Below are 19,807 nucleotides of genomic sequence, written 5' to 3' on the forward strand. Positions count from 1 at the left end.
GGGATTATTTTTTTAACCTATGTGGGACATAAAATGTCACTACGGGACACAAAGTGACCACGAGAGGAAATGAACCAATGTAGTGAGGAGAAAAGATATGCGCTCATGGATTCAGAACACAAAAAAATTATTACCTGATCTGCTACCTGTTATGCAAACGAGAATGCAAGTTCTTCAATACATCAGGCTCATGCAGCCGATTGGAAGAAGGAACTTATCAGCAAGTCTCGGTATGACAGAACGAGTATTGCGAAGTGAAGTTCAAGTTTTGAAAGAACAAAACTTAGTTCACGTCGCTTCTTCTGGAATGACTTTGACAGAAGAAGGAACAGCTTTAGTTCTTGCTTTGGAAGACTTTATGAAAGAAATTTCCGGGTTAAAGGTTTTAGAAAAACAACTTAAGGAAACATTAGACTTGGATGAAGTTTTCGTTGTCCCTGGTGATAGTGATGAATCACCTTGGGTCAAACTGGAGATGGGCCGTGCTTGTGTGACTTGTATAAAAGACCGTCTGACAGTGAATAATATCGTTGCTGTGGCTGGAGGAACTACGCTAGCTGCTGCTGCGGACATGATGCAACTTGATTGCAAAGATTTACATATGCTATTTGTCCCAGCACGTGGTGGAATTGGAGAAGGTGTTGAGTTAGAAGCCAATACCATTTGTGCCAAAATGGCACAAAATACGATGAGTAATTATCGCTTATTGTATGTTCCAGATCACGTTAGTAGCGAAGCATATGCGTCCATTGTAACAGAGCCCTCCGTGAAAGAAGTTCTTGAGTTGATTCGATCTTCCAATATCGTCATTCATGGAATTGGTGATGCGCTAACAATGGCACGTCGCAGAAATACTTCAGAAGCAGATTGGTTAAAGATTCAGGCAAGCGAAGCAGTTGGCGAAGCTTTCGGTTACTACTTTAATGAACAAGGAAATGTTGTTCATAAAGTAAGAACGGTTGGTATGCAACTTGAAGATTTACAAAATGTATCTCACGTTGTTGCAGTCGCTGGAGGTTCTTCAAAGGCAAAGGCAATACAGGCTGTAATAAAGCAAGGGCACACTTCAATTCTAATTACAGATGAAGGTGCAGCAAAACAGTTAACAAAGGGTATTACCCTTTAAATATAATCCCCCAAGGAGGAAATTCAAATGACTAAAATTGGTATTAATGGATTTGGACGTATCGGACGTAACGTATTCCGCGCAGCTCTTAACAACTCTGAGGTAGAAGTAGTAGCAATCAACGACTTAACAGATGCTAAAACATTAGCTCACCTTTTAAAATATGACACAGTTCACGGAACTTTAAATGCAGAAGTATCTGCTAACGAAAACAGCATCGTTGTTAACGGTAAAGAAATTAAAGTTATCGCTGAGCGTGACCCAGCTCAATTACCATGGAGCGACTACGGAGTAGAAGTAGTAGTAGAATCTACTGGCCGCTTCACTAAAAAATCAGACGCTGAGAAACACTTAGGTGGATCAGTTAAGAAAGTTATCATCTCAGCTCCAGCTTCTGACGAAGATATCACTGTAGTTATGGGTGTTAACCACGAACAATACGATGCAGCTAACCACAACGTAGTATCTAACGCTTCTTGTACTACAAACTGTCTAGCTCCATTCGCTAAAGTATTAAACGAAAAATTCGGCGTAAAACGCGGAATGATGACAACAATTCACTCTTACACTAACGACCAACAAATCTTAGACTTACCACACAAAGATTTACGTCGTGCTCGTGCAGCAGCTGAAAACATGATCCCAACATCTACTGGTGCTGCTAAAGCTGTAGCATTAGTATTACCAGAACTTAAAGGTAAATTAAACGGTGGCGCTGTACGTGTTCCAACTGCTAACGTTTCTCTTGTTGACTTAGTTGTTGAACTTGACAAAGAAGTAACAGTTGAAGATGTAAACGCAGCATTCAAAGCAGCAGCTGAAGGCGAATTAAAAGGTATCCTTGGATACAGCGAAGAGCCATTAGTATCTATCGACTATAACGGATGTACAGCTTCTTCTACAATCGATGCATTATCTACAATGGTAATGGAAGGTAACATGGTTAAAGTACTTTCTTGGTACGATAACGAAACTGGTTACTCTAACCGCGTAGTAGACTTAGCAGCATACATGACTTCTAAAGGTCTTTAATTCTTAAGTATATAAGCAATCAATGACAAAACGAGGGAGAGGGTTTGTTCCCTCTCTCTCTTCTTTCGTTTTAGAAGCAAATGTGTTAAGCTTTTGAATGGGTTTTGTCAATCCTAACTAGTAGTCGGAGGGAAATCCAATGAACAAAAAATCAATTCGTGACGTAGATTTAAAAGGTAAGCGTGTATTTTGCCGCGTTGATTTCAACGTACCTATGAAAGAAGGCAAAATTACAGATGAAACTCGTATCCGTGCAGCTCTTCCTACAATTCAATATTTAGTAGAGCAAGGTGCGAAAGTAATTTTAGCAAGTCATTTAGGCCGTCCAAAAGGTCAAGCAGTAGAAGAATTACGTCTTACTCCAGTAGCAGCACGTTTAGGCGAGCTTCTTGGTAAAGATGTTAAAAAAGCGGACGAAGCATTCGGACCAGTTGCACAAGAAATGGTTGCAGCAATGAACGAAGGCGACGTATTAGTTCTTGAAAACGTACGTTTCTATGCGGGCGAAGAAAAGAACGATGCAGAACTTGCGAAAGAATTTGCAGCTCTTGCTGATATCTTCGTAAACGATGCATTCGGTGCAGCTCACCGTGCTCACGCTTCTACAGCAGGAATCGCAGACTACCTACCAGCAGTATCTGGTCTATTAATGGAAAAAGAGTTAGATGTATTAGGTAAAGCACTTTCTAACCCAGAACGTCCATTCACAGCTATCATCGGTGGTGCGAAAGTAAAAGATAAAATCGGTGTAATTCGTCATCTATTAGACAAAGTAGATAACTTAATCATCGGTGGCGGACTTGCTTACACATTTGTTAAAGCTTTAGGTCATGAAATTGGTCTATCTCTATGTGAAGACGACAAGATCGAACTAGCTAAAGAATTTATGCAACTTGCAAAAGAAAAAGGCGTAAACTTCTACATGCCAGTTGATGTTGTAATCACAGAGGAATTCTCTGAAACTGCAACAACTCAAATCGTAGGTATCGACTCTATCCCTTCTACTTGGGAAGGCGTGGACATCGGTCCTAAAACACGTGAAATTTATGCAGATGTAATTAAAAATTCTAAGCTTGTTGTATGGAATGGACCAATGGGTGTATTCGAAATGACTCCATTCGCAGAAGGTACAAAAGCAGTAGGACAAGCATTAGCAGATGCAGAAGATACATACTCTGTTATCGGCGGTGGTGATTCTGCAGCAGCTGTTGAAAAATTCGGTATGGCTGATAAAATGAGCCACATTTCTACTGGCGGCGGTGCGTCATTAGAATTCATGGAAGGCAAAGAACTTCCAGGTGTAGTTTGTCTTAACGACAAATAAGTAGCAGCCAAAGAAAAAGGACGGTGCAAAGCATGCGTAAACCAATTATCGCAGGTAACTGGAAAATGAATAAAACTCTATCTGAAGCAGTTAGCTTCGTAGAGGAAGTTAAAGGTCAAATCCCAGCAGCTTCAGCTGTTGATGCAGTAGTTTGCTCTCCAGCTCTATTCTTAGAGCGTTTAGTAGCGGCAACTGAAGGAACTGATTTACAAGTAGGTGCACAAAACATGCACTTCGAAAAAAATGGTGCATTCACTGGCGAAATTAGCCCAGTAGCACTTAGCGACTTAAAAGTAGGCTACGTAGTACTTGGCCACTCTGAGCGTCGTGAAATGTTTGCTGAAACAGACGAGTCAGTAAACAAAAAGACTCTTGCAGCATTTGAACATGGTTTAACACCAATCGTTTGTTGTGGTGAGACTTTAGAAGAGCGCGAAAGCGGAAAAACATTTGATCTAGTAGCAGGTCAAGTGACAAAAGCACTTGCAGGTTTAACAGAAGAGCAAGTTAAAGCAACTGTTATCGCTTATGAGCCAATCTGGGCTATCGGTACAGGTAAATCTTCTTCTTCTGCAGATGCAAATGAAGTATGTGCGCACATCCGTAAAGTCGTTGCAGAAGCTGTTTCTCCAGAAGCTGCAGAAGCTGTTCGTATTCAATACGGCGGTAGCGTAAAACCAGAAAACATTAAAGAGTATATGGCACAATCTGACATCGACGGCGCTTTAGTTGGCGGTGCTAGCTTAGAGCCTGCTTCGTTCTTAGGTCTTCTGGGGGCGGTAAAATGAGAAAGCCAACAGCTTTAATCATTCTTGATGGTTTCGGACTACGTGAAGACACTTACGGGAATGCTGTAGCACAAGCTAAGAAACCTAATTTTGATGGTTACTGGAACAAATTCCCTCACACAACGCTTACAGCTTGTGGTGAGGAAGTAGGTCTTCCAGAAGGTCAAATGGGTAACTCTGAGGTTGGTCACTTAAATATCGGTGCAGGCCGCATCGTATACCAAAGCTTAACACGCGTAAACGTTGCAATTCGTGAAGGTGAGTTCGATCAGAACGAAACTTTCCAGAATGCAATTAAAAGCGTAAAAGAAAAAGGTACTGCTCTTCATTTATTCGGTTTACTTTCTGACGGTGGTGTGCACAGTCACATGAACCATATGTTTGCTCTTCTTCGCTTAGCAGCAAAAGAAGGCGTGGAGAAAGTTTATATCCATGCATTCTTAGATGGCCGCGATGTTGGACCACAAACAGCAAAAGGTTATATCGATGCAACAAATGAAGTAATTAAAGAAACAGGTGTAGGACAATTCGCGACTATCTCTGGTCGTTATTACTCCATGGACCGTGACAAGCGTTGGGATCGCGTAGAAAAATGTTACCGTGCTATGGTGAATGGTGAAGGACCTACTTATAAATCAGCAGAAGAGTGTGTAGAAGACTCTTATGCAAATGGTATCTACGATGAATTCGTATTGCCGTCTGTAATTGTTAACGAAGATGACACGCCAGTTGCAACAATCAATAATGATGATGCAGTTATCTTCTATAACTTCCGTCCAGACCGTGCAATTCAAATTGCTCGTGTATTTACAAACGAAGACTTCCGTGAGTTCGATCGTGGTGAAAAAGTACCTCACATTCCTGAATTCGTTTGTATGACACATTTCAGTGAAACTGTAGATGGTTACGTGGCATTCAAGCCAATGAACCTTGATAACACATTAGGTGAAGTTGTTGCGCAAGCGGGATTAAAGCAACTTCGCATCGCGGAAACTGAAAAGTATCCGCACGTTACATTCTTCTTTAGCGGTGGTCGTGAGGCTGAATTCCCAGGAGAAGAGCGTATCTTGATTAACTCACCGAAGGTTGCAACGTATGACTTGAAACCTGAAATGAGCATTTACGAAGTAACGGACGCTTTAGTAAATGAAATTGAAAATGATAAACATGATGTTATCATTCTTAACTTTGCAAACTGTGATATGGTTGGCCATTCTGGGATGATGGAACCAACAATTAAAGCAGTAGAAGCAACTGACGAATGTTTAGGAAAAGTTGTAGAAGCGATTCTTGCAAAAGATGGTGTAGCACTTATTACTGCTGACCATGGTAATGCTGATCAGGAGTTAACTGCTGATGGTGGACCAATGACAGCTCATACAACTAACCCGGTTCCTTTCATCGTTACAAAAAATGATGTAGAGCTTCGTGAAGGTGGTATTTTAGGAGATATCGCTCCAACAATGCTTACACTTTTAAATGTGGAACAACCGAAAGAAATGACAGGTAAAACAATTATTAAATAATTTGCTTATATAAAAAGGAGAGAATTTATTATGTCAACAATTATTGATGTTTATGCTCGCGAAGTCCTTGACTCTCGTGGTAACCCAACTGTAGAAGTAGAAGTTTACACAGAAAGCGGCGCTTTCGGACGCGCTATCGTACCAAGTGGTGCATCTACTGGTGAGCACGAAGCAGTAGAATTACGTGACGGTGACAAATCTCGTTACCTTGGTAAAGGTGTTCTAAATGCAGTAAACAACGTTAACGAAGCAATCGCTCCAGAAATCGTTGGTTTCGACGTAACTGACCAAGCTGGTATCGACCGTGCTATGATCGAATTAGATGGCACTCCAAACAAAGGTAAACTAGGCGCTAACGCTATCCTTGGTGTATCTATGGCAGTAGCTCACGCAGCAGCTGACTTCGTAGGTCTTCCATTATACCGTTACCTTGGTGGATTCAATGCAAAACAATTACCAACTCCAATGATGAACATCATCAACGGTGGTTCTCACGCTGATAACAACGTTGACTTCCAAGAGTTCATGATCTTACCAGTTGGTGCTCCAACGTTCAAAGAATCAATCCGTATGGGTGCTGAAGTATTCCATGCACTTAAAGCTGTATTACATGACAAAGGTCTTAACACTGCAGTAGGTGACGAAGGTGGATTCGCTCCAAACCTTGGTTCTAACCGTGAAGCATTAGAAGTAATCATTGAAGCTATCGAAAAAGCTGGTTACAAAGCTGGCGAGAACGTATTCTTAGGAATGGACGTTGCTTCTTCTGAGTTCTACAACAAAGAAACTGGTAAATATGACCTTGCAGGCGAAGGCCGTACTGGCTTAACTTCTGCAGAAATGGTTGATTTCTACGAAGAGCTTTGCAAAGACTTCCCAATCATCTCTATCGAAGATGGTTTAGACGAAAACGACTGGGATGGTCACAAATTATTAACTGAGCGTATCGGTGATAAAGTACAATTAGTTGGTGACGACTTATTCGTAACTAACACTCAAAAACTTGCTGAAGGTATCGAAAAAGGTATCTCTAACTCAATCTTAATTAAAGTTAACCAAATCGGTACTTTAACTGAGACTTTCGAAGCTATCGAAATGGCTAAACGTGCTGGTTACACAGCAGTTGTATCTCACCGTTCTGGTGAAACTGAAGATGCTACAATCGCTGACATCGCAGTTGCAACTAACGCTGGCCAAATCAAAACTGGTTCTATGAGCCGTACTGACCGTATTGCTAAGTACAACCAATTATTACGCATCGAAGACGAACTAGGCGAAATCGCTGTTTACGATGGTGTAAAATCTTTCTATAACATCAAACGATAATTGTAGAAAATAACGACAGACCGTGAGAAATCACGGTCTGTTTTTTTATGCTAAAATTGCTCACTCGTCATAAGGGACATGAAATGTTTAAAGAAGAGATTATAATCAAAATCGATAGCAATTTGTTGCGAGGGCCGATTGATGAATGGGCTTGATCCTACTAAAGAGCGGAAATCACCGATGCTTGCTCCTTGAGCGTAAGATTCGGTCATGACGGTAATTGGTGATTTGTAGTAGGTAAACATAGAATTATCAAGTAAAGCTAATATCGGTATCGTGTCATGAAAAGGGCAGCCTTTTAATTGTGGCAAAATTTTTTCGTAATATCCATAGTAGTAATGATCGAATAGAGGTTTAACGAGAGAAGCCTTTCCTTTCGCCTCAATATATTCAGCCATGTCAGGTGTAACGATGGAATACTGAGTTACATTTAACGGGTATATGTACATGTTGGATGCGGATTGTAATACAATGTTAGCCGCGATTGGATCACCATAAAAATTCGCTTCTGATATGGGAGTTACATTACCTGGGTGCAAAAAGGCACCACCCATTACGTAATAAGACTTGATTTGCTGCATTAAATTTTTACATAAAATAAATAAAACAGCTAGGGAAGTGAGTCGCCCTAAACTTACAATGATTAGTTCGTCTTTATACTGCTCGATAAGAGGGATAACTTCAAAAAAATTCTCCATTTCCCCGTTTTGTAACTTTTCATTTGGGATGATTGGCCCTAACCCTTCTTTACCGTGAATATTGGTAAAAAAAGCGGGTGGATCTCCATTGAGAGGACGGTCTGAACCACCAAATATTTTCATATCTCTATTTCTTGATTTTTGTTTAAGAAAATGAGCATTTTGTACGGACATTTCTTTTGGAACATTGCCGTAATCAGCGACAATCCCAACGATTTCAATTTCATCGATAAAGAATGCGAGGAGGATGGCTATCGTATCATCGATTCCAGGATCACAAAAAATGAGAACTTTTTTAGACATATGTTCACCACCTATTTATATATATATGTGTGCTAGAGAGAAGGAAGAATAAAAATGGAGTGAAGAATTTTGTTTTATTAAAATAATAACCACCAAAATTCAGAAAATATAAACTTTACATAATAGGTCAAGGTTTTTGACGTAAATTACATTCGGAAACGCAGTCATATCAAGGGTGTAAGCGTATAATATAGTGGATTTTCATTGTCGATTTGATAAATTGCAGCATTTTACAATTTATACTATGATAAAGATATTAACAGAAGATCGTATAAACATGAGGGATGATGAAGATGAAATTTACAAAGATTCTTGTCCAAATTGCTGCTCTTTATGTGTTTTATATGGTTGGAACTTGGCTGCAAGAAATGTTAAATATGCCGATTCCAGGAAGTTTAATTGGGATGTTTCTCTTACTTGTTTTACTTAGCTTAAAAGTTCTGCCTGTGAAATGGTTCGATTTAGGAGCAGAAACACTCGTTGCGATTATGCCGTTTTTATTAATTCCGCCAACACTTGGCCTAATGAATTACGGTGCTTTTTTTATGAGTAAAGGAATTTCTCTTTTCATTACAATTGTAGCGAGTACATTTTTAATTATTATCGTCGCAGGACATACAGGACAATATCTTGCGAATAGAAAGGAAAAAGAGACACAATGAGCCAAATATTAATCGGAATCGGTTGGGTTCTTTTTACGGTGCTATTATATCAATTATCTAAAAAAATCTATAAATTATTTCCAACACCATTTACAATTCCAATGCTTGTAGCGACAGGATTAATGGCTTTCTTATTTATCATGCTTGATATACCATATCAAAACTATATGGAAAGCGGTGGTGGCTGGATTGCGAAGCTACTTGGACCAGGTGTTGTAGCATTTGCAATCCCGCTTTATAAACAACGTCACGTTCTGCAAAAATATGTTGTACCAATTGCTGGTGGCGTATTGGTAGGTACAACAGTGGCGATTGCAAGTGATTTCGCTATCGCCACGCTTATGGGAACAGATAAAAGTTTAATTTTATCTTCTTTACCAAAGTCAGTGACAATGCCAGTTGCGATGAGTGTATCTGAACAAGTGGGCGGTGTCCCTTCCTTAACAGCGGCCTTCGTCGTTATCGCAGGTATTACTGGAACGATTACAGGCCCGCTTTTATTAAAATGGAGCCGTGTTACAAACTCTGTTGGTAAAGGTATCGGATTTGGATGTGCGTCTCATATTATGGGTGTTATGAGAGCGATGAAAAATAATGAGCATGAAGGTGTTATTGGATCGGTAACAATGACATTAACAGCAATTTTGACATGTTTGCTCGGACCATTATTTGCAATGATGTTTATGTAATAGAAGAAAAGCGAGAGCGACCCTATAGCTCTCGCTTTTCTATAGGATTTATGCTACAGTTAAAATAACTGAATCTTTGTAGGAGGTACGCCAAGTGCATACGTTATTATCCGTTTTACTTATTATTGTATCGATTTTAATGATTGTTATGGTACTTATGCAGTCTAGTAATAGCTCAGGCCTTTCAGGTGCAATTTCAGGCGGTGCAGAGCAATTATTTGGTAAGCAAAAAGCACGTGGAATTGAAGCAGTATTAAACCGTATTACGATTGTTTTAGCTGTTCTATTCTTCGTATTAACAATTGCTGTTACGTACTTAAATTTATAGAATTGAAAGAAGAAGCGTTAGTAAGTTGTACTAATGGTTCTTCTTTTTTTATTTTGCCATTTGAAAGATGTTTCTAATTAGATTATAGAAATATAAATATGGTACACTAAGATATAGAAAGAATACGACTAGATTACAGAAGAGAAAGAGGAGAAGTACATGATGAAGTTAGCATCTCCGAAACCATTTACATTTGAGGGTGGAGACCGCGCTGTTTTATTACTACATGGTTTCACAGGAAACTCAGCTGATGTACGTATGTTAGGGCGTTTCTTAGAAAAGAAAGGCTACACTTGTCATGCGCCAATTTATAAAGGGCACGGTGTACCACCAGAAGAGCTTGTTCATACGGGTCCTGAAGATTGGTGGCAAGACGTAACGGAGGCATATCAGCTTTTAAAAGATAAAGGCTTTGAGAAAATTGCTGTTGTTGGATTATCACTTGGCGGAGTATTTTCTTTAAAATTAGGTTATACAGTACCGGTTTTAGGTGTGGTACCAATGTGTGCACCGATGTATATTAAGAGTGAAGAAACGATGTACCAAGGTATATTGGCATATGCCCGCGAATATAAAAATCGTGAGCAAAAATCACCAGAGCAAATCGAACAAGAAATGTTGGAATTCCAAAAGACACCGATGAATACATTAAAAGCATTACAACAATTAATTGCTGACGTACGTAACAATGTGGATATGATTTATGCACCAACATTTGTTGTACAAGCGCGTCATGATGAAATGATTAATACAGATAGTGCTAACATTATTTATAACGGTGTAGAATCTACGTTAAAAGATATTAAATGGTATGAAGACTCTACGCATGTCATTACACTTGATAAACAGCGTGAAGAGCTACATGAGGATGTATATAACTTCTTGGAGCAACTAGATTGGTAAGATCTAGTTGCCTCTTTTTTTCATAAGGAATTTTTTGTGAAAACTGTAAAAATCATTAGGGGAGTATTAAAGTTTCGCTTTATACATCCCGAGTCTTTCGGATACACTAAATAATATAAGGGTTTAAAGGAGGTATTTCTGCTTGGAAGAAATCATACAAGAAAATATTGATAAGTTGTTATTATTTATGAGAGAAGAAGCGTATAAACCGTTAACAATACAAGAGTTAGAAGCGGCATTTGGAATTGAAGGTTCTGAAGGCTTTAAAGATTTTGTAAAGGCACTTGTAATGATGGAAGAGAAGGGACTTGTTATCCGCACACGTAGTAATCGCTACGGTCTTCCTGAAAAGATGAATTTAGTACGTGGTAAGTTAATTGGACATGCACGTGGCTTTGCATTCGTAGTACCAGATGAGAAGAAAACGGGAGACGATGATCTTTTCATCCCGCCTACAGAGTTAAACGGTGCACTTCATGGTGATACAGTATTAGCACGTGTTAGCGCACAATCAAGTGGATCACGCCAAGAAGGTTCAATTGTACGTATTTTAGAGCGTGGAACGAAAGAACTAGTTGGTACATACACAGAATCGAAAAACTTTGGGTTTGTTATACCTGACAATAAGCGCTGGACGAGTGATATCTTTATCTTGAAAAGTGCATCAATGGGTGCTGTAGAAGGTCATAAAGTAGTTGTGAAAATTACGAGCTATCCAGAGAATCGTTTAAGTGCAGAAGGTGAAGTTATTCAAATTCTAGGTCATAAAAATGATCCAGGGGTAGATATTTTATCTGTCATCCATAAACACCATTTACCTTTAGCATTTCCTGAAGAAGTGATGGAGCATGCAAACAGTGTACCAGAAACGATTTCAGAAGAGGATTTAAAAGATCGCCGTGATTTACGTGACCAAATGATTGTTACAATTGACGGTGCAGATGCAAAAGACTTAGATGACGCTGTTACAGTAACGAAGCTTGAGAACGGTAACTACAAGCTTGGTGTTCATATTGCGGATGTAAGTCATTACGTTCAAGAAGGTTCTCCAATTGATGTTGAAGCAGCAGAGAGAGCGACGAGTGTATATCTTGTAGACCGTGTAATTCCGATGATTCCGCATCGTTTATCAAACGGTATTTGTTCGTTAAATCCGAAAGTAGACCGTCTGACACTATCTTGTGAAATGGAAATCAACAATCTAGGTGATGTTGTAAAGCACGAGATTTTCCAAAGTGTGATTAAAACGACAGAGCGTATGACGTATGCTGACGTAAGGAGCATTTTAGAAGATGAGGACGAAGAGTTAGTCAAACGCTATGAGCCGCTAGTACCGATGTTTAAAGAGATGGGTCAATTGGCACAAATTTTACGTGAGAAGCGTATGCGCCGTGGTGCAATTGACTTTGACTTTAAAGAAGCGAAAGTATTAGTAGACGAAGAAGGAAAACCGACTGATGTTGTAATGCGTGATCGTTCTGTATCAGAGAAGTTAATTGAAGAGTTTATGCTTGTTGCGAACGAAACAGTAGCAGAGCACTTCCACTGGATGAACGTACCGTTTATGTATCGTGTCCATGAAGATCCGAAAGAAGATAAGCTTGAGCGTTTCTTCGAATTTGTAACGAACTTCGGATATGCAGTAAAAGGACGTGCGAATGAAGTGCATCCTCGTGCACTGCAACAAATTCTTGAAATGGTTCAAGGGCAGCCGGAAGAAATAGTAATTTCAACAGTTATGCTTCGTTCTATGAAGCAAGCTCGTTACGATTCGGAGAGCTTAGGACATTTCGGTTTATCAACTGAGTTCTACACGCATTTCACATCACCAATTCGTCGTTACCCAGATACGATCGTTCATAGATTAATTCGTGAATACATCATTAACGGTAAAGTCGACAAGGAAACACAAGCAAAATGGCGTGAAAACTTACCGGAGATTGCAGAGCACTCTTCTAATATGGAACGCCGTGCTGTTGAAGCTGAGCGTGAAACAGACGAAATGAAAAAAGCAGAGTATATGGTCGATAAGATCGGTGAAGAGTATGACGGTATGATTAGCTCTGTAACAAACTTCGGTTTATTCGTAGAGCTTCCGAATACAATTGAAGGTCTTGTACATGTTAGCTACTTAACGGATGATTACTACCGTTATGACGAGAAGCATTTCGCAATGATCGGAGAACGTACAGGTAACGTATTCCGCATCGGTGACGAAATTACAATTCGTGTTATTAACGTAAATAAAGACGAGCGCGCAATTGACTTCGAAATCGTTGGCATGAAAGGAACGCCTCGTCGTAAGTTCAAAGATCGTCCAGTCGTTATCGAGCAGCCAAGAACAGGCAGAAAGAAACGCGGTGGACGTAGTGAGCGTAGTAATGAGCGCGGTGGCGAACGCGGCACAGGAAGAAAGTTTGATCGTGGTGGCCAAGGAAAAGGAAAAGCATCAGCATCCACATCCGCTAGTCAGCCGGGTAAAAAAGATAGTAATAGTAATGGCAAGAAGAAAAAAGGATTCTTTGAAAATGTACCAGGATTCAAGAAGAAAAAGAAAAAGCGTAAGTAAGAGAAGAGTGGCTTCGCTTCGATGAAAAGCGGGGCTTTTTCTTTTTAATGGAATCCAGCTACAGTGGCTAGAATGTTCGGCGGCTGCGCTTCTTCCCAGGAGGCAAAAAGCGCCTCAAGGTCAGAAGCTCCATCCACCTTACATTCTGAGCGAGCCACTTTCGCTTTTGGTTTACATTTGTTACAATAGTAAAAATAGAGGAGGGACGTTATATGCCAAAAGGTTCAGGTAAGGTTATTGCACAAAATAAAAAAGCATTTCATGATTATTTCATCGAAGAAACATACGAAGCAGGGCTTGTCCTTCAAGGAACGGAAATTAAGTCGATTCGAGCTGGACGCGTGAACTTGAAAGATGCGTTTGCACGTGTACATAATGGTGAAGTATGGGTTCATAATATGCATATTAATACGTACGAGCAAGGGAATCGTTTTAACCATGATCCACTTCGTACGAGAAAATTACTTCTTCATAAAAAAGAAATTGATAAGCTAGCGGGAGCTGCAAAAGAAACGGGTTACTCATTAGTTCCACTTAGAATTTATTTGAAAAATGGATTTGCAAAAATGGCACTTGGTTTAGCAAAAGGTAAGAAACAATATGATAAACGTCATGATTTAAAAGAGAAAGAAGCTAAACGTGAAATTGCACGCGTGTTCCGTGATCGCCAAAAGATGTAATACAGATATTTACATTTGTAAAACGGCGCGCGTATGATATAATAACTTATGTAAGATTGTTGCACATTGAAAAACAGCTCTTAGTAGCTATCACGATATTTCTTCGTATGCTCCATTTTTATCATGGGGACGTTACGGATTCGACAGGGATAGTTCGAGCTTAGGTTGCGAGTCGAGGGGATCGGCCTCGTTAAAACGTCAAAGCCTATAATTGGCAAACAAAACAATCTTTCTTTAGCTGCTTAATTGCACTAAAGGTTCCTCCCTCCATCGTCCATGTGGTAGGGTAAGGGACTCAAACTAAGTGGACTACGCCGGAGTTCGCCGTCTGAGGGCGAAGGAAGAGAATAATCAGACTAGCAACTTGGAAGCCTGTCGATAGGCCGAAGAGTTCGCGAAATGCTAATATATCGACTACACTCGTAGAAGCTTAAGTGCCGATATTTTTGGACGTGGGTTCGACTCCCACCGTCTCCACCAATACATATTTGGTGGTTTTTTTATTTTGTATATGATATGAACCATAACTTTGCCAGATTGGCGAGGTTATGGTTCTTTTTGTTTTGTAGTTTTATAAAATGCTTAAGTTGATGGGGTAGGGCGGTACCCCTGAAACAGAAAATGAAGAAATAGTTATTGATGATAAGCAGGTAGATACTATAGATGCCCTTAATGATTAAATAATATGTATTTAAATCTTCATATCCTTTGTGTTTCTATTCATATCTATTGTAAGATTATATAGAGTTCGCCTAATAAGCTGTTATAATGGCTTTTTTTAGGGGTTTTATATTTATAAATCTTAAAATATTTTTTTGAGATGATTTTTTATCTAACTAAGTTATATTGAAATAGAGGTGAACCATCGGTGAAGCAGGTGTTAGTAATTAAGAATGAACGGTCTTTAGCGAAGAAAATCGTAAGCGGTTTAAAGAAAGAAGGCCATTTCATTTTAAAACTTCACAATGAAAACCAAGGTTTAAATATAGTATATGAACAAGATTGGGATATTATCATATTGGATTGGGACTCATTAAGTATATCCGGACCAGAAATTTGTAGACAAATACGATTTGTTAAAACGACACCAATCATTATTGTGACCGACAATATTTCTAGCAAGGACTGCATAGCAGGGTTACAAGCAGGAGCAGATGATTATATTAGAAAACCATTTGTGAAAGAAGAATTAGTAGCAAGAGTTCAAGCTATTTTAAGAAGAAGTGACTATAACCAGCAAAATGAGACAAACTTTTTTCAGTTTAAAGATCTCTTTGTTGATGCATCTAGCAATATTGTAAAAAAAGGTGGTAAAAATCTCTCGCTTACGAAGCGTGAGTACGATTTACTTGTATTTTTAATCAAGAATAAAAATACAATATTGAGCCGTGAAATGCTTTTGAATCAGGTTTGGGGATATAACGTAGTAGTAAATCCGAATGTAGTAGACTTATATATTGGGTATGTAAGAAAGAAGTTAAAGTGTGAGAAGAAAGACAGATATATTCAAACGATACATGGCAGAGGCTATTCAATGGTTGATTGATAAAAATAAGATAATAAAGTAGTTTCTGTGAAATATTAAAAGAAGATTGCTATAAGGAAATGTGCATTTTTTTTGTAGTAGAAATCATGGTTTATAAGGTACTAATCTATCGGTTAGTACGTGTGGGGGATGGATCTGGTGTGCATTAGTTGAGACCGTATCTAATTTATTTTTAATTTAATTAACTCACACCATTCACAAGATTTTCACAGAATTAATGACTATACTTATTTACAGGATATTCAAATGAAAATGATTATCAATAGCAATTTAGATACATGAAAGTTACTATCTAATTCAATCTATGGACGTCATCATTTTCGAACTAAATTACATAATAAGGAGTATACGTATGAAAAAAACTATGCTTTTAAAATTAGTAAGTATTCTAGCAATTTTCACTTTAATGTTAGTAGCTTGCTCAGATTCAGGTAAGGAAACTTCGAAAGCTAATAAAGGTGATAGTAGTGGTAAGTCAAAAACGGTTGAAATCACTGATGCTCATGGAACTGTTAAAGTCCCTGTAAATCCAAAGAATGTAGTTGCTTTAGATAATAGAACGTTTGAAACTTTAGCTGATTGGGGAATTAAATTAGCGGCTGCTCCAAAGGATATAATGCCTGCGGATTCAGCATATAAAAAGGATGATTCAGTTAAAAATATCGGGAATCACCGCGAACCAAATCTTGAAATTATTGCAGCGGCAAACCCTGAACTTGTAATCGTTGGTCAAAGATTTGCTGATCATTACGAAGAAATCAAAAAATTAGTGCCAAATGCAGCTGTTATTGATCTTAATTTTGATGTTTCTGAGAAGGCTACTAAGCCTGGAGAAAACTTAGTAAAAGGACTTAAAGATTCTACAACTACTTTAGGAAAAATCTTTGCTAAAGATAAAGAAGCTAAACAATTAGTAGCTGATTTCGATAAATCTATTGAAAAAGAAAAATCTGCTTATAACGGAAAAGATAAAGTTATGAGTGTTATCGTTACTGGTGGAAATATTGGCTTTGCTGCTCCACATTCTGGTCGTGTTTGGGGGCCTATGTATGAAATTTTCGGTTGGACTCCAGCATTAGAAGTTTCGAATTCTACTGCAGGTCATAAAGGTGATGACGTTTCTGTTGAAGCTATCGCACAAACAAATCCTGATTGGCTTTTCGTATTAGATCGTGATGCTGCAACATCTGATGCAGCTAAGTCAGCTCCTGCTCAGGATGTTATTTCTAAATCACCAGCTCTTCAAAATACAACTGCTGTTTCTAAAAAACAAGTTATTTATGCACCAGCAGATACTTACACAAATGAATCAATTCAGACTTATATAGAGTTATTTGAAAATCTTGCAAAAACTTTAGCTAAGTAGTGTAAAGGGGTACGAAACAGTGTCAAAAAATATGATTTCTAGGGTTGAGAATATTTCTCAACCCCAGTTTTATAATCACAATAAAATATGGACAAAACCTTTTATAATAGCGGTTATAGTTGTTATAATTTTAGGGGTTATATCACTGTTTACTGGAGTTTATGATATTCGTGGACAAGAGGACGGAATGGAGATGTTTTTCATCACTCGTGTTCCGAGAACAGTTGCATTAATGCTTACTGGAGCTGCAATGGCGATGGCAGGACTCGTAATGCAACTCATTACACAAAATCGCTTTGTTGAACCTACTACAACGGGGACGATTGAATGGTCAGGCTTAGGCCTACTTTTTGTATATTTATTATTTCCTGCCCCGACTTTAGTTCAAAGAATGACTGGTGCAATCATTTTTTCTTTTATAGGAACTATGATTTTCTTTTTATTTTTAAGAAGAGTTAAACTTCGTTCTTCTTTAATTGTCCCAATTATTGGATTGATGCTTGGAGCAGTTATTTCTGCAGTGTCTACGTTTATGGGACTTCTTTTTCAAATGACGCAAAGTATTGAAACTTGGTTCGTAGGTTCATTTGCTACTGTTCAGGTAGGAAGATATGAATATTTATGGCTGATTGTTATCGTTACTTTGTTTATTTTTATGTATGCTAATAGATTGACTTTAGCTGGACTAGGGGAAGATGTCGCAACAAGCCTTGGAGTTAATTACAATAGAATTGTTCTTTTTGGGACTGGTCTTATCTCTGTTGCTGTTGGAATTGTTGCAGCTGTTATTGGAAACTTACCTTTCTTGGGATTAATTGTTCCAAACATTGTTTCCATGTTTAGAGGCGATGATCTTAGGAGTAATTTACCTTGGGTATGTGTGATCGGAATGGGGACAATAACTGCCTGTGACATCATTTCTCGAACAATTATAAAGCCGTTTGAATTACCTGTCTCTTTAATACTTGCAACAGTGGGAGCGGTCGTGTTTATTACTATTCTATTGAGACGAAGAAAACCAAGGAGGCTGCGATGATCACATTAGATTATAGAAATAAAGAAAATGTCGAAGTCGATTCTAGCCTTCATAATGAAAGTAGATCAGCTAGTGCTTTTCGTTCTAAGAAGGAAGCAAGACGTTATTGGATTGTACTGACAACATTGATTGCTTTAGGTCTCCTTTCTTCATATGGACTTTTAGTTTATAACAATCCAGTTCCGATAGATTCACCTTCTTTTATCCCAGTTGTTAAGAGAAGGATAGTAGCTATTGTTGCGATGATTATTGCGGCAGTTTGCCATAGCTTGTCGACAGTTGCTTTCCAATCCATTACGAACAATAAGATTATTACTCCTTCGCTTTTAGGTTTCGAATCACTTTATTCAGCAATTCAAACGAGTACAATATTCTTCTTTGGTGCTAGTGCATTAATAAACTTTAATGGAATTGGATCATTTTTATTTCAAGTTGTTGTGATGGTCTTCATGAGCTTGATACTTTATGGATGGTTACTTTCCGGTAAATACGGGAATTTACAACTTATGCTTTTAGTTGGAATTATTATTGGTACCGGGCTAAATTCTGTGTCAACTTTTATGAGAAAACTACTTGCGCCTTCAGAATTTGATATTTTACAAGCGAGATTATTTGGTTCTGTTAATCATGCAGACCCTGCATATTTTCCTGTTGTAATTCCTATGATCATAATTGTAGCGTTATTAATTTTTGCTCATTCTAAGAAGTTGAATGTTTTGTCACTAGGGAAGGATGTTGCTACTTCTTTTGGGGTTAAATATCAACCTAGTGTAATTTATACGCTTGTGTTAGTAGCTATTTTAATGTCTATCTCAACCGCTCTAATTGGGCCACTTACGTTCTACGGCTTTTTAGTAGCAACTTTGAGTTATCAGGCGGCGTCAACTTATGATCATAGATATATTTTCCCAATGGCGTTTGCTATAGGATTTTTAATAATGACGAGTGCATACTTTTTAATGTATCATGTATTCCATGCTCAAGGTGTAGTTTCAGTTATTATTGAATTATTTGGTGGAATCATATTCTTAACTATAGTTTTAAGGAAGAGGGCTTTATGATAAAAATCGATAATGTTAAAAAGTTCTATACTGATAAGGTGAAAATAGGACCTTTGGATATTGAAATACCAAAAGCAGGCTTTACTTCTTTAATTGGACCAAATGGCGCTGGAAAGTCTACGACACTTTTGATGATTGGAAGACTTTTAGATATGGATGAAGGTCAAATTCAAGTAGCGAATATGGATGTTTCTGAATCCAAATCAAAAGACTTAGCAAAAATTTTGACTATATTGCGACAAGAAAATCATTTTGTAACGAGGCTTACTGTTAGACAATTAGTTGGATTTGGGCGCTTTCCTTATTCAAAGGGAAGATTAACTAAAGAAGATGAGGTTATCATTTCTAAATATATCGATTTCTTAGATTTAACTAGTTTAGAGAATAGATATTTAGATGAGCTTTCTGGTGGTCAAAGACAAAGGGCATATGTAGCGATGGTATTGTGCCAAGAGACTGAATATGTGCTATTGGACGAGCCTCTGAATAATCTTGATGTTGCGCGTTCTGTTCAAATGATGGAGCATTTGAGACGTGCGGCTAATGAGTTTGGAAGAACAATTTTGACTGTTATGCATGACATAAATTTTGCAGCTAAATACTCTGATAAAATTTGTGCTATGAAAGATGGACAAATTGCTGCTTTTGGAACAGTAGAAGAGGTTATGGACCCAACACTTTTGACAGATATTTTTGAAACAAAAATTGAAATTATCCAAGGTCCTTATGGGCCGATTGCTGTTTATTAGTTACAACATGTTCCATTAACAAATGAAATAAAAGTTTCAAGTGTTAATGGAACAACATTATACCCAACTGCTAGTATTAGTCATTAGGTATAAAA

General features: G+C 38.2%; 18 protein-coding genes and 1 other RNA gene. 18 read left to right on the forward strand and 1 reads right to left on the reverse strand.

Going from position 1 to position 19,807, the window contains the following annotated elements:
• Window positions 1–97: 97 nt before the first annotated feature.
• From cggR to eno, 6 genes are all read left to right on the forward strand, one after another.
• Entirely contained in the window at window positions 98–1,126 is a 1,029-nt protein-coding gene (gene cggR / locus Q3V31_RS20880) for a gapA transcriptional regulator CggR (RefSeq protein ID WP_001258192.1), read from the forward strand.
• A 27-nt stretch (window positions 1,127–1,153) separates the two neighbouring features.
• Entirely contained in the window at window positions 1,154–2,158 is a 1,005-nt protein-coding gene (gene gap / locus Q3V31_RS20885; RefSeq protein ID WP_000161234.1) for a type I glyceraldehyde-3-phosphate dehydrogenase, read from the forward strand.
• A gap of 139 nt (window positions 2,159–2,297) precedes the next feature.
• Window positions 2,298–3,482 carry a phosphoglycerate kinase gene (locus tag Q3V31_RS20890; RefSeq protein WP_001036333.1) on the forward strand — a complete coding sequence of 395 codons (1,185 nt, stop codon included), beginning with the start codon at window positions 2,298–2,300 and terminating at the stop codon, window positions 3,480–3,482.
• 32 nt (window positions 3,483–3,514) lie between these two features.
• Window positions 3,515–4,270 carry a triose-phosphate isomerase gene (tpiA, locus tag Q3V31_RS20895; protein ID WP_001231042.1) on the forward strand — a complete coding sequence of 252 codons (756 nt, stop codon included), beginning with the start codon at window positions 3,515–3,517 and terminating at the stop codon, window positions 4,268–4,270.
• On the forward strand, window positions 4,267–5,796 hold the full coding sequence (gpmI, locus tag Q3V31_RS20900) for a 2,3-bisphosphoglycerate-independent phosphoglycerate mutase (protein WP_329766904.1): 1,530 nt from the start codon (window positions 4,267–4,269) through the stop codon (window positions 5,794–5,796). The genes tpiA and gpmI overlap by 4 nt, the downstream gene beginning before the upstream one ends.
• Window positions 5,797–5,826: 30 nt before the next feature.
• A complete protein-coding gene (gene eno, locus Q3V31_RS20905; protein ID WP_048563464.1) occupies window positions 5,827–7,122 on the forward strand; it encodes a phosphopyruvate hydratase in 1,296 nt (431 codons plus the stop codon).
• 50 nt (window positions 7,123–7,172) lie between these two features.
• Here the strand turns inward: eno and Q3V31_RS20910 are convergent, their stop codons facing one another.
• Window positions 7,173–8,123: a nucleoside hydrolase gene (locus tag Q3V31_RS20910; protein WP_097872528.1), complete on the reverse strand. Its 951-nt coding sequence runs from the start codon at window positions 8,121–8,123 to the stop codon at window positions 7,173–7,175.
• A gap of 293 nt (window positions 8,124–8,416) precedes the next feature.
• Between Q3V31_RS20910 and Q3V31_RS20915 the strand changes: the two genes are divergently transcribed.
• From Q3V31_RS20915 to Q3V31_RS20970, 12 genes are all read left to right on the forward strand, one after another.
• Window positions 8,417–8,785: a CidA/LrgA family holin-like protein gene (locus tag Q3V31_RS20915; protein ID WP_000673215.1), complete on the forward strand. Its 369-nt coding sequence runs from the start codon at window positions 8,417–8,419 to the stop codon at window positions 8,783–8,785.
• Window positions 8,782–9,474: an LrgB family protein gene (locus Q3V31_RS20920; RefSeq protein ID WP_000078301.1), complete on the forward strand. Its 693-nt coding sequence runs from the start codon at window positions 8,782–8,784 to the stop codon at window positions 9,472–9,474. The genes Q3V31_RS20915 and Q3V31_RS20920 overlap by 4 nt, the downstream gene beginning before the upstream one ends.
• A gap of 94 nt (window positions 9,475–9,568) precedes the next feature.
• Window positions 9,569–9,802: a preprotein translocase subunit SecG gene (gene secG, locus Q3V31_RS20925; protein ID WP_000557263.1), complete on the forward strand. Its 234-nt coding sequence runs from the start codon at window positions 9,569–9,571 to the stop codon at window positions 9,800–9,802.
• Between the two features lie 162 nt (window positions 9,803–9,964).
• The gene (estA, locus tag Q3V31_RS20930; RefSeq protein ID WP_000761978.1) at window positions 9,965–10,705 is read left to right on the forward strand and encodes a carboxylesterase; all 741 of its coding nucleotides are present in this window, start codon (window positions 9,965–9,967) and stop codon (window positions 10,703–10,705) included.
• A gap of 142 nt (window positions 10,706–10,847) precedes the next feature.
• The gene (rnr, locus tag Q3V31_RS20935; protein ID WP_329766911.1) at window positions 10,848–13,274 is read left to right on the forward strand and encodes a ribonuclease R; all 2,427 of its coding nucleotides are present in this window, start codon (window positions 10,848–10,850) and stop codon (window positions 13,272–13,274) included.
• A gap of 212 nt (window positions 13,275–13,486) precedes the next feature.
• Complete coding sequence (gene smpB / locus Q3V31_RS20940; protein WP_001123900.1) at window positions 13,487–13,954, forward strand: SsrA-binding protein; 468 nt, start codon at window positions 13,487–13,489, stop codon at window positions 13,952–13,954.
• A gap of 125 nt (window positions 13,955–14,079) precedes the next feature.
• Window positions 14,080–14,434: a transfer-messenger RNA gene (gene ssrA / locus Q3V31_RS20945) on the forward strand.
• A gap of 388 nt (window positions 14,435–14,822) precedes the next feature.
• Entirely contained in the window at window positions 14,823–15,500 is a 678-nt protein-coding gene (locus tag Q3V31_RS20950; protein WP_097871415.1) for a response regulator transcription factor, read from the forward strand.
• 352 nt (window positions 15,501–15,852) lie between these two features.
• Window positions 15,853–16,866, forward strand: a complete 1,014-nt coding sequence (locus tag Q3V31_RS20955) for a siderophore ABC transporter substrate-binding protein (RefSeq protein WP_329766914.1) — start codon at window positions 15,853–15,855, stop codon at window positions 16,864–16,866.
• Between the two features lie 19 nt (window positions 16,867–16,885).
• Entirely contained in the window at window positions 16,886–17,902 is a 1,017-nt protein-coding gene (locus Q3V31_RS20960; RefSeq protein ID WP_097809432.1) for an ABC transporter permease, read from the forward strand.
• A complete protein-coding gene (locus Q3V31_RS20965) occupies window positions 17,899–18,963 on the forward strand; it encodes an iron chelate uptake ABC transporter family permease subunit (RefSeq protein WP_000631136.1) in 1,065 nt (354 codons plus the stop codon). Before Q3V31_RS20960 ends, Q3V31_RS20965 begins: the two co-directional genes overlap by 4 nt.
• Window positions 18,960–19,712: an iron ABC transporter ATP-binding protein gene (locus Q3V31_RS20970; RefSeq protein WP_000590057.1), complete on the forward strand. Its 753-nt coding sequence runs from the start codon at window positions 18,960–18,962 to the stop codon at window positions 19,710–19,712. The genes Q3V31_RS20965 and Q3V31_RS20970 overlap by 4 nt, the downstream gene beginning before the upstream one ends.
• Window positions 19,713–19,807: the final 95 nt, after the last annotated feature.

Source organism: Bacillus nitratireducens (assembly GCF_036320425.1).
GTDB classification, from domain to species: domain Bacteria; phylum Bacillota; class Bacilli; order Bacillales; family Bacillaceae_G; genus Bacillus_A; species Bacillus_A nitratireducens.